This window comes from Flavobacterium granuli, from assembly GCF_031456055.1.
GTDB lineage: Bacteria > Bacteroidota > Bacteroidia > Flavobacteriales > Flavobacteriaceae > Flavobacterium > Flavobacterium granuli_A.
In genome coordinates, this window is record NZ_JAVDTX010000002.1 from 19,284 (window position 1) to 34,891 (window position 15,608).

At 32.3% G+C, this 15,608-nt stretch carries 17 protein-coding genes; 5 read left to right on the top strand and 12 right to left on the bottom strand.

The window, feature by feature from the left end:
• Positions 1-208: 208 nt before the first annotated feature.
• From J2W95_RS04360 to J2W95_RS04370, 3 genes are read right to left on the bottom strand one after another with little or no spacing between them, the layout of a single operon-like run.
• The gene (locus tag J2W95_RS04360) at positions 209-799 is read right to left on the bottom strand and encodes a DinB family protein (RefSeq protein WP_310004315.1); all 591 of its coding nucleotides are present in this window, start codon (positions 797-799) and stop codon (positions 209-211) included.
• Positions 800-857: 58 nt separating this feature from the next.
• Positions 858-1,373 carry a Crp/Fnr family transcriptional regulator gene (locus tag J2W95_RS04365; RefSeq protein ID WP_310004317.1) on the bottom strand — a complete coding sequence of 172 codons (516 nt, stop codon included), beginning with the start codon at positions 1,371-1,373 and terminating at the stop codon, positions 858-860.
• Between the two features lie 12 nt (positions 1,374-1,385).
• A complete protein-coding gene (locus J2W95_RS04370) occupies positions 1,386-1,847 on the bottom strand; it encodes an SRPBCC family protein (protein ID WP_310004319.1) in 462 nt (153 codons plus the stop codon).
• Positions 1,848-1,996: 149 nt separating this feature from the next.
• Between J2W95_RS04370 and J2W95_RS04375 the strand changes: the two genes are divergently transcribed.
• On the top strand, positions 1,997-3,226 hold the full coding sequence (locus J2W95_RS04375) for a multidrug effflux MFS transporter (protein ID WP_310004321.1): 1,230 nt from the start codon (positions 1,997-1,999) through the stop codon (positions 3,224-3,226).
• A 48-nt stretch (positions 3,227-3,274) separates the two neighbouring features.
• Here J2W95_RS04375 and J2W95_RS04380 read toward each other — a convergent pair whose 3' ends face one another.
• The 8 genes from J2W95_RS04380 to J2W95_RS04415 all read right to left on the bottom strand — a co-directional run bounded on the left by J2W95_RS04380 (position 3,275) and on the right by J2W95_RS04415 (position 12,049).
• Positions 3,275-3,688, bottom strand: coding sequence for a hypothetical protein (locus J2W95_RS04380; protein ID WP_310004323.1), 414 nt, complete (start codon positions 3,686-3,688; stop codon positions 3,275-3,277).
• Between the two features lie 286 nt (positions 3,689-3,974).
• A complete protein-coding gene (locus J2W95_RS04385; RefSeq protein WP_310004325.1) occupies positions 3,975-4,352 on the bottom strand; it encodes a hypothetical protein in 378 nt (125 codons plus the stop codon).
• 178 nt (positions 4,353-4,530) lie between these two features.
• Positions 4,531-4,926, bottom strand: coding sequence for a hypothetical protein (locus tag J2W95_RS04390; protein WP_310004327.1), 396 nt, complete (start codon positions 4,924-4,926; stop codon positions 4,531-4,533).
• A 95-nt stretch (positions 4,927-5,021) separates the two neighbouring features.
• Positions 5,022-6,977 (bottom strand): AAA family ATPase, encoded by a 1,956-nt coding sequence (locus J2W95_RS04395; RefSeq protein WP_310004328.1) that lies wholly within the window; start codon positions 6,975-6,977, stop codon positions 5,022-5,024.
• Positions 6,978-7,094: 117 nt separating this feature from the next.
• Positions 7,095-8,366, bottom strand: a complete 1,272-nt coding sequence (locus J2W95_RS04400) for an NAD(P)/FAD-dependent oxidoreductase (RefSeq protein WP_310005379.1) — start codon at positions 8,364-8,366, stop codon at positions 7,095-7,097.
• Positions 8,367-8,463: 97 nt separating this feature from the next.
• Positions 8,464-9,801, bottom strand: coding sequence for a DEAD/DEAH box helicase (locus J2W95_RS04405; RefSeq protein WP_310004330.1), 1,338 nt, complete (start codon positions 9,799-9,801; stop codon positions 8,464-8,466).
• Between the two features lie 72 nt (positions 9,802-9,873).
• Positions 9,874-11,412, bottom strand: coding sequence for a DEAD/DEAH box helicase (locus J2W95_RS04410; RefSeq protein ID WP_310004332.1), 1,539 nt, complete (start codon positions 11,410-11,412; stop codon positions 9,874-9,876).
• Positions 11,413-11,521: 109 nt separating this feature from the next.
• Positions 11,522-12,049: a DUF6155 family protein gene (locus J2W95_RS04415; protein ID WP_310004333.1), complete on the bottom strand. Its 528-nt coding sequence runs from the start codon at positions 12,047-12,049 to the stop codon at positions 11,522-11,524.
• A 105-nt stretch (positions 12,050-12,154) separates the two neighbouring features.
• Between J2W95_RS04415 and J2W95_RS04420 the strand changes: the two genes are divergently transcribed.
• Both J2W95_RS04420 and J2W95_RS04425 read left to right on the top strand, forming a co-directional pair.
• Positions 12,155-12,430 carry a DUF3817 domain-containing protein gene (locus J2W95_RS04420; protein ID WP_310004335.1) on the top strand — a complete coding sequence of 92 codons (276 nt, stop codon included), beginning with the start codon at positions 12,155-12,157 and terminating at the stop codon, positions 12,428-12,430.
• Positions 12,431-12,486: 56 nt separating this feature from the next.
• Positions 12,487-13,743 (top strand): mechanosensitive ion channel family protein, encoded by a 1,257-nt coding sequence (locus J2W95_RS04425; protein WP_310004337.1) that lies wholly within the window; start codon positions 12,487-12,489, stop codon positions 13,741-13,743.
• Positions 13,744-13,811: 68 nt separating this feature from the next.
• Here the strand turns inward: J2W95_RS04425 and J2W95_RS04430 are convergent, their stop codons facing one another.
• Positions 13,812-14,201 carry an acyl-CoA thioesterase gene (locus tag J2W95_RS04430; protein WP_310004339.1) on the bottom strand — a complete coding sequence of 130 codons (390 nt, stop codon included), beginning with the start codon at positions 14,199-14,201 and terminating at the stop codon, positions 13,812-13,814.
• 73 nt (positions 14,202-14,274) lie between these two features.
• On the opposite strand from J2W95_RS04430, the gene J2W95_RS04435 reads away from it, so the two are divergent.
• Both J2W95_RS04435 and J2W95_RS04440 read left to right on the top strand, forming a co-directional pair.
• Entirely contained in the window at positions 14,275-14,673 is a 399-nt protein-coding gene (locus J2W95_RS04435) for a glyoxalase (protein ID WP_310004341.1), read from the top strand.
• Positions 14,674-15,014: 341 nt separating this feature from the next.
• The gene (locus J2W95_RS04440; protein WP_310004343.1) at positions 15,015-15,575 is read left to right on the top strand and encodes a gluconate 2-dehydrogenase subunit 3 family protein; all 561 of its coding nucleotides are present in this window, start codon (positions 15,015-15,017) and stop codon (positions 15,573-15,575) included.
• The last annotated feature ends 33 nt before the right edge of the window (positions 15,576-15,608 follow it).

The following is a 15,608-nucleotide window of genomic DNA, read 5'->3' on the forward strand; positions in this document are numbered from 1 at the left end:
GTATATTAAAACATCGTCATTAAGGCGATGTTTTTTTTTACTCAAAAGTATAACAATAGTGGGGTTAGTTTAATTTTTTTGAAATTGAAAATACTTAAGGAATAATATTATGGATTATTGTGTTTTAAATATATTCTATTTTACATAATATAAATTATAGTTCATAAAAGTATATTTAAATTTCGACTGTAAATGGCCAAAAAATGCATTATTCTGGATTTGCATATTCAGATTGTGTTATTGTATTTGCTGCATGTTTTAGCGCTACATTTTCTATTTGTTTAATGTGTCGGATATTGTGGTTAATCACAAATCTGAAAGTATCGCCTATTTTTAATTTAATAAGTTTGGTTAAAGAAATTGATGTTTTTTCTTTATTCAGGCTAATGGTTCTTGATTTATCCAATAAATTCAGCATTTTGATTTGTTGGTTGATAAATCGATCTATGGTATTAGTATCTAAATGACTGTTCAAAGGATTTTTGTCCTTGAATGTTTTCATTTTGTTGAGCTTTGCTTTTGGCAACATGCTTTCTGCAAAATAATTTCCCAAAATTCCGCTTTTAAAATCGGATTCATTTTTACTTTTTGCGTTGTCAATCGTTTTTTCTATTTCAGGAAGATAAAAATCACCGTATAAATTCAGGTGTTCTAGACATTCCAAAATGCTCCAGCTTTCTGGATTTTCTTTCCAATTCAATTGATTGTTTGATTTTGCTTTAAGTGTTTCGGCAAAGTTTAGGTTTTGCCTTGTCGTTTCAATCAATTCTAAAATTAAATTTTCTGATTTTGTTTTCATATGAATTACTTTTTTCTACAAAATTCACTTTATAAAAACACATAAACATTGATTGAAATCAAGATTTTTTTAGTCGTGATAATGTTTCTGGGCTCATTCGCAAATAATTGGCTATGTAACGGTTAGGGATTTCCTGAAATAATTTTGGACTTCGTTTTAATACCCGATTGTATCTTTCCTTTGGTGAATTGGTCAAAATATCCTTTTCTCTTTCTAATTGCTGAATAACCAGATCTTCTAACAGTTTGATCCACATTGCTTTATTTTGTTCTGATTGGGAAATGAAATCAATAAAATTGGATTTAGGAATTACTTTTACGATTGTTTTTTTGATAGCCTGAATATAAAAATCGGATGGTTTTTCGGTTAAAAATGAATCTAAGGAGACAATCAAGTCATTTGAATATCCAAAACGGATTATTTGTTCTTCAAATTCGTCTAAAATAAAAATTCTCAGACTTCCGCTTTCCACAAAATAAATATTGGTGTCAATACTTCCTTTAACTTTTAGAAATTGGTTTCTTTCTATCGTTACCGTTTTTTCATATAAATCTTTAATTTGAGATATCTCCATATTGGTTTGTTTTTATAACGCCATTTTTGTCAATTCAACTTCAAGTCTGTCGAAGTTTTCTTCATTTTTATCGACTACAAACGGTCTTAATTTATTAGATTCTTCTGCTGTATCGAAAATCATTTTGAAAATGATTTTTGTTTTATCGCCGGATATTTCTTCAAATGTTGCAAGAACTTTAAAAAGCGGCTTTGAATGACGTTTCCAGTAAATCAGATTGGGTTTGTCAATTTTTATAAATTCAACTTCATTGGGATAATTTCCTTTGTCTGGGCCGTGCATAACAAAACTCCATTTTCCCCCTGGTTGTAAGTCAAATTCGTTGAAAGTATTTGTAAATCCTTTTGGTCCCCACCAATTTTTTAAATGATTTGGATCAGCCCAAGCTTTAAAAGCAAGATTTATGGGAAAATTCACAATTCTGGTAGTTACAATTTCACAGTTTGGAGTTGTAGAGAAAATTTCAGATTCCATTGTTATATTATTTTAGTGTTTGAAACTGGATGCAATTAATTTCAAACAGAAAGATAGAAAAAAAATAGTAAAATACAATTCACGGAATGCCTATTATGGCAGTTAATATGATATTTCAATATATTATCTTTGCAAAAGATAAAAAGATTATGACAAAAGGGAAATACATACAGCTGATATTAATTTTGGGTTCGATGACTGCACTTGGACCATTTTCGATTGATATGTATTTGCCCAGTTTTTCTGGTATTGCTAAGGATCTTCATACTACAGTAACGATGGTTTCTGAATCTTTATCCAGTTATTTCATCGGGATTTCATTTGGGCAATTGTTATATGGACCGTTATTGGATCGTTATGGTCGGAAAAAGCCTTTGTTTATAGGATTGTTGGTTTATATTTTGGCTTCTTTGGGATGTGCTATTGTGGCTGATATTCATGTTTTTATAGGACTTCGGTTTATTCAGGCTGTTGGGAGTTGTGCCGCTACTGTAGCTTCGGTTGCGATGGTTCGGGATTTGTTTCCAGTGAAGGAAATACCTAATGTTTTGTCTAAATTAATGTTGGTTCTAGGGCTTTCGCCAATGTTAGCACCCACTATTGGAAGTTATGTAACAACCTATTACGGTTGGCATCCCATATTTTTTATTCTAGCATTTCTGGGTGGTTTTGTGCTAATTGCATCACAATTGGGTTTGCCAAATACTCATAAACCAGATCCGACTATTTCATTGAGACCTAAACCAATCATTAATAATTTTGTAGCGATTATCAAAGTACCACAGTTTTATACCTATGCATTGACGGGTTCGATTGCGTTTTCAGGTTTGTTTACTTATGTTGCTGCTTCTCCTATTTTATTCATGGATATTTTAAAAGTAGATGCCACGGTTTATGGTTGGATTTTTGCTTTTATGTCGGTGAGTTTTATTGGTTCGAGCCAATTGAATTCTATATTATTGAGACGATTTTCTAGTGAACAGATGATTTTTGGTGCTTTGGTTGCTCAAATAATAATCAGCGTTACCTTTTTAATCTTGGCAATAAATGATGATTTAGGATTGTATGGTACTAGTGCTATGTTGTTTCTGTTTTTGGCTTGTTTAGGAATATCAAACCCAAATACAGCAGGATTGACCCTCGCTCCTTTTGCCAAAAATACTGGAAGCGCTTCGGCATTAATGGGTGCAACTCAATTGGGAATAGGTGCTTTATCTTCTTTTGCGGTGGGGCTTTTTGTTAAAGATTCTATGGTACCGATGGTTATGATTATGACTTGTACCACGATTATTGCCTTTATCATTTTGATTGTTGGTAAAAGAAAAATCAAAGGAACCATTGTAATTTCTAGTGATGATGAAATTATAATGGTTCATTAAACTGTTGTTTTACAATCAATATAAAAGATTCTATTATATGGTCACAGGCTACATCTTTTGCAAATAGACTGATTTGCCATTTACCATTACATCATACTGACCAGATTTTTCATTGATAGTTGTTCTGATATATTTTCCTTTAAAAACAATAACTGCACCAAAAATTTTTCCATTGTTAACGGATTCAAAATCAAAAACTACTCTTTTGTTATCTGGGCTAATACTCAGTTTGTAACTGGTAAATTCTGAGCTTTTAGCAAATTCTTGTTTTGTATCGATTATTTTATCGTCGACATAAAAATTGACAACTTTTTCGCTTAAGGCAATATCTGGATAAAATTCATTAACTTTTTTTAGTAATTCATATTGTGCCGGAGTTGCAGTCTCAATTTTAGATGTGATATTTTGTGAAAATGAAGCTACAGAAAACATAAAACCCAATAGTAAAATATACTTTTTCATAGTGTTGATTTTTTAGTTGTTAAAAGACTGGTTTGAATTCTTAACTAATTTACGAATATTTTTTCATAATGTATTGAAAAGTAGTTAATTGTAGTTTTTTATGATGATGTATCCTCTTGTTCTTTTACCTAAAATATTGGTATTACCAAATTGAATGTTATTTGATTTGCAAATGAGGATGCTAAAACCGTAAGTGCAAATGAGAGAACTGTAAATGGTATCGCTATAATTGTAAATGGTATTGTTAAAAGTATGAATGGTATCGCAAGAACTATAAATGGTATTGCTAAAAGTATGAATGGTATTTTTGGTTAAATCCTTTTGCGTCGTCTATTTTGTTGGCTGTGGCATCAGTGATTTGCAATGCATTTACCACTCTGGTTGCCAGTGGTTTTAAATTACTAAAAGCCTCTCCCCTTTCGTTTTTTTTATTATTGAATGCGGTGTTTTTGGTTACTACATCTCCCAAACTTGCCTGGCTTGCTGTAGCGAGTGCTGTAAGTTGAGGCAGTTTTAATGCGTTTTTGCTCGGGTTGTAACTTGCTCCGTATGCTGTTACGAAAGCGATTAAACTCTGAAGGTTTGCTACGTTCTTTGCATGACCTGTCTCGCTCACTGATTTTTTAGTTTTAACAGCGCCCGTTAATTCTGATGTTGTTTTCATTTTGAAAGTTAAATTGGTTAATTAATCTTTCAAAAATAAATTATAAAATTTAACCTACACTATTTTTATTACAAAAAAATAAATTAATTGTAATATAAATTTTCTTTTTTGTGATACGTAACTTTTATGAAATTGAAAACGGACACGAGCGGGACGCTCGCGCTAGCGGGGAAACCTCTTAGTGGTAGTTGTTCTTCGAAATTATTTTAAAAGCAATGTAAGGCGCTATTGCCACCCAAATTGGTATAAGAATCCAAATTTGGCCTTCAGTAAAATTATAAGCATATAATAATTGCTTCCAAGAACTTCCACGTATAATTCCAAAGCCAAACTCAAAAGCCAAAGTCAAGACTGACCAAACAATTCCTATTATTAATGCTTGCTTTGCCGTATTTGGAGGCAACCATTTTACGACTAAACAACTATAGATTCCAATGAGAATAATTAAGGAAAATGTTGAAATTTGGTGCGCCGCTAATTCACTTATGTATTTTTTATACCATAAATCTCTAGCAGCTCCATTTAAAATAGCAAGCAGAACCATAGGAAACCAGCATAGTAAGTATTTTATCATTGTTAATTAAGATATGACAGCGAGATTGTCACTAAATTAAGCTCATTATTTGGATTTACTTTGCGGGCACGGATTGCAAATCCGTGCTATCGGGCTTAAACTTTAGTACTTTTAACTTTTTTAAGATATTCTAATGTCAATTGTGAATTGATATATAATTGTGTTTCATTTGCATACCTTCTTCCGTGATTACTATTTTTATTATTTTTGAGAGTTTTTAGATTATTAAAAGTATTAGTTTTCAATAAATTTATTGAATCTAAAATGCTTTTTTCTGTAAGATTTATTTCTTCTTTTTTGAATGCATTAAATACAATTCTATCAGTTAAATCAGGTTCATTTAATTTTAATTCCAAGGAATTTTCTGTATTAAATAAAATTCTTGTTTCACTAGTTCCTAAAATTAAATATCCAAATTCATGAGCGGTTTCTCCTTTCGGCAAAAATCTATCTTCAATTATTATTAGATAACCATTATCATTTAATGTTTTTTTGATACTTGTAAATATGTTAATCCATTCTTTAGGATTAATTTCATGTAAAACATTACATAAAAGGATACAATCAAAATTATTTTCTGGAATATTTTCCATTTCAGAATAAAGAGATTTTAGATTAGGAACATTATTTAATAATTCAAAATTGCTTTTGTCAGGTTCAAATGCATAATATTTTATTTTTTTTGAAATATCTTCATCTTCTTGTAATGTATATCCAATCCTTCCTTTACCTGCGCCAAAATCTAATAAATTTATTGTTGTTTTATCTTTAAGGAAATCTTTGAAAAGTTTAAATTGTGGATCATTAGTATTAATATCAAAAATGACTTCGGGTTGTTTGAAACATTGGAGCATAAAATTACCGTAAGCCCATTCAGAAATTGAATTTATAAAAGAAATCAATTCTGAAATATGATCATCAATTCCCATTAGGTCATTGAATGATTTACCAGGAGTAGTTCTTGAGGGAGGAATTATTTCATCATCTTTTACCATTAATATTTCATCATATTGTAAATGAGATAATATGTGAATTGAATGTGTAGCAATCCACAACTGTCCAGATTTTGAAATTATACTTTTTAGAGCATTAATTAATGTAATTTGAGCTTCAGGATGAAGATGTTTTTCAGGTTCATCAATTATTATAATACATTCATTAATATTTGTTTTTGAATTAGTATCTAGATAAAAGAATAATATAGCATATGCAAATAATGTTTTTTGACCCGGAGAAAATAAATTTAAATCGAATGGTTCGTTGTTATAATATAAAGTACTATTAACAATATTTCCCTTTGCATTTTGTTGGTATGAAAATTCTTTTCCAAGAAATTGTTTTACATTTTTTTGAAATTTATCAAATAACAAAAAAGATTTCTTTTCTTTCATTTCATCATTAATTTTTTCTGGAGTCTTTCTATATTTTATATATAAATTAAATTCATCGGTAATTATTTCATCTGTAAGTTTTGTTAAATAATTAATTGTCGATTGATTATTAAATGAATTAAATTCATTCAATGAAATATTTTGTTGTTGCTGTTGTTGATTTGTATTAGAGATAAAATTATCAAAATGATTATTAGCTAATATTTGTTCAAATGTTAATTCTTTAGAATTATTGATGTTGTTTTTAATGTTTTTTAATTCATCATTATCAACAATTTTTATATAAGCTTTTCCTAGTTGTCTAAATCTAGTAAAAAAACTACCCAATTGTTGATTAATTACCGTTTTAGTTTGTTGAGATTGTTGTTGAGTTATCGTATCTTTTTTTAAATTATTTATACTTTGATTTGCAAGTTTTATGTTTTGTGCATATTGAGAAATTATAGTTGATGGAAATTCTACTATGTGTCCATCAATATACTTATCTAAATCAAAATTGTTAATGTAGTTTTCAACAAATTTGAGGACTCTAGACTTTCCAGCTCCATTTTTTCCGACCAAAGCGACGATTGAACCAAAACTTTTTTTTGTTAAATTAATTTCTTTAAGATTAACTTTTTTAGCTTCTATTTGTGGAATAGTTATTTTTGCAATTCTCATTAAAAGTATATTTATTTAGTATGATTTATGTTTTTTTTGATAAAATTACTCCCTACTGGTATATACACGAGGTTTTATACTTTATACTCTCAAATATATTGATTTTTCTTTCATAATCTACACCTCCCCTTTCGTTCTCTTCTCTGGTCTGATAATCATTCGCAACGATTGATCTTTAGAGAAATAAGCAATCATCCAATGGTAAAACGTATTGATTCGGTTGCGGTAGGTTATCAAAGACATTAGATGGACGAATAACCAAATCATCCAAGCCAAAAAGCCTTTGAAATGCATTTTTGATTTTGGTAAATCGACAACGGCTTTGTTCTTCCCGATGATCGCCATAGAACCTTTGTCGTTGTATTTAAAGGGTTTTAACGGCTTGTTTTGAATCATTAATTTGAAGTTTTCGGCTAGATTTACTCCCTGTTGGATGGCAACTTGTGCGACTTGTGGATGGCCTTGGGGGAAATCTACATCATTGAGTTGGATGCAAGTATCACCAATAGCATAAATGTTATTGGTAGCGTTTACTTTGTTGAAAGCGTCAGTTGCCATTCGTTTGCCACGACCGTAACTTTCTGCCGGAATTCCTTCAAATTCCCTTGCTGAAACTCCTGCCGCCCAAATTAAGTTTTTGGTTTGTATGGTTTTTCCATCGGCAAAGAAAACGGTATCGTCTTTGTAATCCACGACACGGGTGTTTAGTTTTACGACAACTCCAAGTTTTGTTACTGCTTCGAGTGTATCTTCCTGTGATTCTTTGCTCATTGGAGATAATAAGGCATCTCCCCCATCGATTAAATAAACGTTGCTGGCAGTTGTGTCTAATTCGGGATATTCTTTGAGTAAAATGCTTTTTCGCATTTCGGCGAACATTCCAGAAACTTCGACTCCTGTGGGTCCACCTCCAACAACTACAATGGTTAAGAGTGTTCTTCGCTTGCGGATGTCTTTGCAAATGGCTGCTTTTTCGAGGTTTTTCAATAATGCATTTCGCATTTCAATGGCATCATTGAGGGTTTTCATTGGAATGGCATTTTTCTTAACATTTTCCATCCCGAAATAACTGGTTTCGGCGCCTGTTGCAAAGACCAAATGGTCGTACTGCAATTCGCCGTTATTGAGGATGATTTTGTTTTCGGCAGGAATTACTTTGAGTAATTCGCCTAAACGAAACTGCAGATTCTTTTTGCCTGCAAAAAACTTTCGGTAAGGATAACTGATACTTGAGGGCTCCAAAAAGGCTGTGGCAACCTGATAGATGAGTGGCGGAAAGAAATTATAATTGTTTTTGTCAACAAGGGTTACTTCAATTCCTTTTTGGTTGGCGAGTTCTTTGGCTAAATTAATTCCAGCGAAACCTCCGCCTATAATTACAATTTCCATATTGTTTTTTATGATGTTGTTAAAAAAAATAGCATCCATAAATATACGTTATTTATGGATGCTATAAAATATGGATTATTAAAAAACTTTTAGATAATTAGTTTCTTTTTAGTTTTTTAACAGGCTTTTCAGCTATTTCAGTTTTGTTTTGCAACAAATAATTAGCCAACAATTTTTCTATCAATTCGTCTTTGGTAAGATGATGAAAAATGGTTTTTATTTTTGTTTTGAATTCGGCATCAACGTCGTGATTGGGTTTGGTTTTGAAGATTTGCTTCGCCCATAAAAGTGTGTTATTCTCTTCAATACTCGCAACAGATGGTTTTTTGTATTTGGTAAATTGGATTCCCAATTCTCTTTCAAAATCGGCAATTTCAGCTACTTCTTCAGGTTGTAATACAGTCAAAGAAAGACCTTTGGCCCCTGCCCTAGCCGTTCTTCCGCTACGGTGAACGTATACTTCATAGACATCTGGCAAGTGATAATTGACTACGTAAGAGATTTCTTTTACGTCAATTCCCCTTGCGGCCAAATCAGTAGCCACCAAAATATTGATATGCCCCTCACGGAATTGCTCCATAATTCGGTCACGGATTCCCTGTGACAAACTTCCGTGTAATGCTCCTGATGAAAATCTGTTGATTGCCAAGTTTTTGGCTAGTTTATTGACAGCAGCTTTGGTTTTACAAAAGATAATACCGCGCTCGCCATCTTTAGAATTCAAGAAATGCATTAAAACATCCAGTTTTTCGATGGGATCCACAACAATATAGTTATGATCAATCCCTTGATTACCGACAGTTTCCATACTGGCGCTTACCGTCACAACGTTTTTGTTTAGGTAATTCTGGATTAACTGCTTAATTGTTCCGGGCATAGTCGCCGAAAACAAAAAGGTTCTGTATGTTTTAGGTAATTCTGTAATGATTTCGTCCAAAGCTTCTTTAAGGATAGAAACCATTTCGTCTGCTTCGTCGAGAACTAGAAATTTGGTTTCTTTTAAGCTAATGGCTTTGCGTTGCAACAAATCTATCAAACGACCTGGAGTTGCTACGACAATATGTGTTGGTGATTTTAAACGCTCAATCTGCGGTTTGATTGGGATACCACCACAAACGGCAGCGATTGAAACTTCTGGAAGATACTTAGCGTAACTTTCTAGATTGTTGAAAATTTGTTGTCCCAGTTCTCTTGTAGGTACAAGGATTACGGCTTGTACAGCAGCAACATTGGTGTCTATCAATTGCAACAATGGCAATCCAAAAGCAGCGGTTTTTCCCGTTCCTGTTTTGGCAAGTCCCACGATATCGGTAGTGTTTGCTAACAATAGCGGAATGGTTTTTTGCTGAATTTCGGTTGGGGTTACAATCCCCATTTCGGTAATAGCTTTTAGTATTCCTTTTGAAACTCCTAAATCTGAGAATTGTGTTGACATGCTTTGTGTTTTGTTTTTTTATAAAAATGTAGAGACGCATAATGCGTCTCTACGTTGAAATTTAATCTTTTATTAATCGGCTTCGTTCATGACTTTTTCACGGTATTTTTTCCCGATTAACAAAGTCATTTTTAGTTTATAATCGTCCATTAACCATTCTCTGTAGTTTTTACTACATTGGCTAAGGCATTTTGAAAAACGTTTTACACGGTATTCGATATCGGCTTCTAATTCTTTAGAAAGTGCTTTGGCTTCCTGTAATTCTTCGGTATTGTCCACACACATGGCAGCGTGTTGGTCAATTGATTTTTCCAAAACTACTTTGGATCTTAAATTTTGTGCAATAGCCAATTTGTGTTCTTCATCTACATCAAAATCGACGTTGGCCGTTTTACTGAATTTGGCACGCAAATCTGCTGGCATGCTATATTTGAAATGTGTTTCAATTTCGCTGTCATCCCTTAAATTCTCTAAGTAAAACTCAGGAGATTTAAAGATATGTTGCCAGTTTACAGGATCGCTCCACAGTCCGAAACGAGCTGCATTATTACCTAAATCGATAACCGAAAACTCATCTTTGTTAGGTAGTTTTCGAGAACCACGACCTATCATTTGGAAGTATAAGGTCAACGATTTTGTTGCTCTGTTCAATATAATGGTTTCAACAGTTGGTTCATCAAAACCAGTGGTAAGAATCCCCACCGAGGTTAGAATCGCATCCGGAGTGTGCTTGAACCAATGTAGAATTTCTTTTCGTTCTTCGTTGCTGCTGGTGTTATCCAAGTGACGAATTCCATATCCTGCTTCTCTAAATGTTTCATAAACATATAAAGAGGTATTAATACCGTTGTTGAAAATCAAGGTTTTTTTGCCTAAAGATTTTTCGGTGTAAGCGTGCAATAATTTTTCCTGCATCGCCATATTGGTATATAAATCATCGGAAGATTTTACAGTGTAATCTCCGTTGATACCTACTTTTAATGATGTCAATCCAACATCATAACTATAGGTAACGGCTTTTGCCAAGAAACCGTTTTCTATTAATGAGCTAATGGTGTCACCCACGATTAGTTCATCATAGCTTTGGTGCATTGGTAATTTTATGTTTGAACTCAAAGGAGTAGCTGTTACTCCAAGGATGAATGCATTTTTGAAAGATTTCAATAATTTTCGGAAGGAATTGTAATGCGCCTCATCGATAATAACTAAACCAATATTGTCTAAATGTAGTTTCTCATCGTTGATACGGTTTTTCAAAGTCTCAACCATCGCCACAAAACAAGAATAGTCATTTTGGTCTGGAAGTTCTTTTACTTTACTGTTGATGATTTTATTTTTTACGTCAAAACCTTTCAACATTTTTGAAGTTTGCTTACACAACTCGATACGGTGTGTTAGTACTACCACTTTTTTATTATGTTGTGACAAATAACGACGAACGATTTCGGAAAAAATAACAGTTTTTCCTCCACCAGTAGGCAATTGATATAATAAATGATGTTGTCCAGGGGCATTGTCTATACGCTCAAATATGGCGTCAATGTCTCCTTGTTGGTAAGCGTAAAGTTCTTTTTTGGCTTCGACTTCAATTTCTAAACTCTCTTGATGCATTGTATATTTTTCGATTTTTGCAAAAATACGCCTAAAAAACAGTTATTCGGCCAATTTTTTTTAAAAATATATAGGACGGATTAATTAAAATCGATTACAAACGACTCTCTTAGTTCTCCAAAAGTTCAATATTTGTTTTGAAATCAGTGGTATTCATCCATTTTTGGTCTGATGCTTCCTCGCAAATTGAAATCAATCTGTTTTTAAATTCGCTGATAATTCCATTTGAAATAATGAATTTTGAGGCTTGCTCGAAAGAATTAAACATACTTTTGTAGAATAATTCCTGTTTGACGAGGTTTTCTGCAGAGAAAGTCTGGGCGATTTCGATGTTATAGAGCATCACATCAGCAATCACAAAAGGATCTACACCCAATAAAATAAAATGCTTGATGTATTTTTGAGCTACCGAGCGTCTCATTTTTGGTTTTTTTCTTTTGCCTTTGGTTTGCAGCGGAAAATATTCATGAGAGATTTTGAGTTTGCATTCCTGTAATAAGGTTTCTTCTTTTGGATTGAATACAAAATTGTAATAGACTTTCACGGGGCTGAACTTTTCATACAATTCAAGAATTTGCTCTTCTAATTGTTCTTTATTGAGTTCATTCATATATTTTTTTAAATCGCGCTTGCTCATTTTCAAAGTTTAAGAATACAAAAGTAATTTACTTTTATAATGAATACATTAATAATCATTGATATTGACTAATTTTGCGCATTATAATTGAAAAAACAACTACAAATGCTTAAAATTTTCAAGGTTACTGCCATTTTAGAAGGCATCTCATATTTGGTTTTATTTTCGAATATGCTCTTTATTAAGCCAACAAATCTAGTACTTTACAAAACATTGCTTTATCCTATTGGGATGAGTCATGGTGTTCTATTTATTGGGTATGTTTTATTGGCTATTTTGTTGAAGAAAGCCCAAAAATGGGATTTTAAAGCCTTCGGTATTATATTGGCTGCTTCGTTAGTTCCGTTTGGTACTTTTTATATAGATAAAAAATACTTGTAATCTTTTAGGGATTAGCTTCTCAAGAGGCTGAAAAAAAACATAAACATTTATAAAACATGAACAAACTCATTCAATTCATTTTTGAATTCCTCTACCCTATTTTTAGACATTGGGGATTGAGTAGGACTACATCGACTTATTTGAGTTTGTTTTTCAATATTATTTTACTTTGTTTTTTGGCTTATGCATTGTATGTGGTTTTCCGATTTATATTGGTAACCATCATGGCCATTGTAGCCCAAAGAACTCAAACTAAATTTGATGATTTATTGGTTACCAATAAAACGGCTAAGTACATTGCTTATTTAGTTCCGTTGTTTTTTGTTTTTAAATCAGTTCCAGTGATTTTGGATAAGTTTGAATACTGGGAAAGTATCTTTGGTAAAGCCGTGGGAGTTTATATTGTTTTATTGATCTTATGGATTATCAGAACCATTTTTAATTCCCTGCGCGATTATTTAAAATTGATGCCAAGATACAGTGACAAGCCTATCGACAGTTTCATTCAGGTTATTATGATTGTGCTGTGGATGTTTGGAATTGCACTGATTATCTCAAAACTGTTTGATATTGACCAAAAGGAATTGTTAACTATTTTGGGAGCTGTTTCGGCGGTTATTATATTGGTTTTTAGAGACACTATTTTGGGTTTTGTGGCCAGCGTTCAAGTTGCTATAAATGACATGGTACGAATTGGTGACTGGATAACCATGGATCGTTATGGTGCCGATGGTGATGTGATAGAAATCAATCTAGCCACTGTGAAAGTTCGAAATTTTGACAATACCACAACTACGATTCCAACCTATAGTTTGATTTCTGATTCTTTTCACAACTGGAGAGGAATGCTCAATTCTGACGGAAGAAGAATCAAGAGGCACATTATGATAAAAGCCAATACTATTCGGTTTTTAGAAGATCAGGAGCTTATAGATTTAAAGAAAATTGATCTTTTGAGTGCTTATATTGATACTAGAAAAGCCGAAATAGATAACTATAATAGCGGGCATAAAATTGATAAAAGCTTAGCCGTAAATGGGCGAAACCTGACTAATTTTGGGTTATTTCGAAAATACATTACCCAATATCTTCAGCAATATCCAGGCTTGAATAAAGATATGTTGATGCTTTGCCGTCAACTTCAACCAACACCTTATGGTATTCCCCTTGAAATATATGCCTTTACAAAAGACAAGCGTTTCGAGAATTACGAATTCATTATGGCCGATATCTTTGATCATATCATTGCCTCTATTCCTTATTTTGATTTGGAAATTTCTGTTATGTCTTCTGAAAATTTGGTGAAGCCTTGAAGTTAAATATTAGTTTGACCATTTTAACTAATATTTGCAATTATTGCAACTTAGAATCTTAGCATTTATTATTGACCTATTCTATCTTTTACGTACTCAATTTCCGTTTTTCCGTGCGCTTTAGGTTTTCCGTCTTCGCCGAGATTTACCATTATGATGCTGTCTATAGTGATTATGGTTTCTCGTGTCATCATGTTTCGGGCTTCACATTTTAATTCTAATGAAGAACGACCGAATTTGACAACATCAATTCCTATTTCGATAATATCGCCTTGCCTTGCGGAGCTTCTGAAATTGATTTCAGACATGTGTTTGGTTACAATTCTACGGTTTTCCAATTGTATAATGGAATACAAGGCCAATTCTTCGTCTAGCCAAGCCAATAATTTTCCTCCGAATAATGATCCGTTTGGATTTAGATCTTCAGGTTTTACCCATTTTCTAGTATGAAATCGCATATTTTTTGATTTAATAATGCTAAAATAAGATATTCTTAATAGTATTTTTTATATTTTTAAAGAAAAAAGAAAGATGAATCATAGAGATAAATTAATCAAAGAAATTCGAGGAGAATCATTAGGAAATGTGAGTAATCAGTCGTCTTCAGAAGAGTTGTTTCAAAACGAGGTGCTTAGGCCTATTTTGGAACTTCAGAACGATTTGTTTATCGCCTCTTTTTTAAATTTTATTAGCAAATACAAAAGAGATTTCTACACCAAGTCGGTTGAAAATAAACTGTCTATTATAGAAAATGCGATTCAAAAAGACATCAAATTCCGAAATGCCTTAAAAGGAATGATTATCGCATTATTTACGACTGATGAATATGCATTATATATCCAGAATTCTTCCAATCTCAACAAAAGGATGATGAATTTATTGATCGAAAGATTGAAAAACCAAGTTCAATTATTTGATGAGGATAATTAATAATTAGAATTGCGTTGTTTTAACACAATGAAATTTAATTTTAACTTTTTTGGTTATTGTTGATAAGAATTTTACATCATAAAAAGCATCATGATTGTTTGGTTTGTAAAGTTGTTTTAAAAAAAGTTTCTTAAAACTTTGAATTTTTTCTTGCGTCTTATGGCTTGTCGCGAAATATTTTCTATAATATTCACTAAAACGTTTTATTGATTGCGAATTATTAATTTATTCCAATTAATTAACGAACAATAAATCAATATGTTTCTTTTTTGCTTATTATTGTAATGTATTGATAATTGTATTATTGATAATAATTACATGATATTTTTAACATTTCGCAAATGGAAAGACGAGAGGCACTAAAAAAGATTGCATTTTTGATGGGTGGAGCAATTTCTGCCACAACAATGGGGGTTTTATTTGAAAGTTTTACTGTATTTGATCCCGAAAAGAGCACCTATTTCTTTTCAGCAACTGATGAAGAAATTTTAGCGGAATTCGCGGAAATTATTTTACCGACAACCGCACAATCTCCAGGGGCGAAAGCTGCAGGTGTTGGAGCTTTTATACCATTAATTATAAAAGATTGTTATCCCTCAAAGTTGCAAGCAATCTTCAAAAATGGATTTGAAGATATGTTAGTAAAATGTAAAACTAAATTCAATAAAGAATTCTTGAGTCTCAATAGTGACGAAAAGAATCAGCTTATGAATGAATTAAAACAACAGGCTATCGATAGTAATAAGGAACCTTCTTTCTTTATGATTGCTAGAGATTTAACCATATTAGGTTATTTTTCTTCTGAAGTTGGTTGTACAATGGCTAGAGAATATTTGCCTATACCGGGAAAATATGATGGTAATGCCGAATACAAACCGGGTCAGAAAGCTTGGGCTACATAGATGACTAAGAACTTGCCGCTGAATTTTATTAAT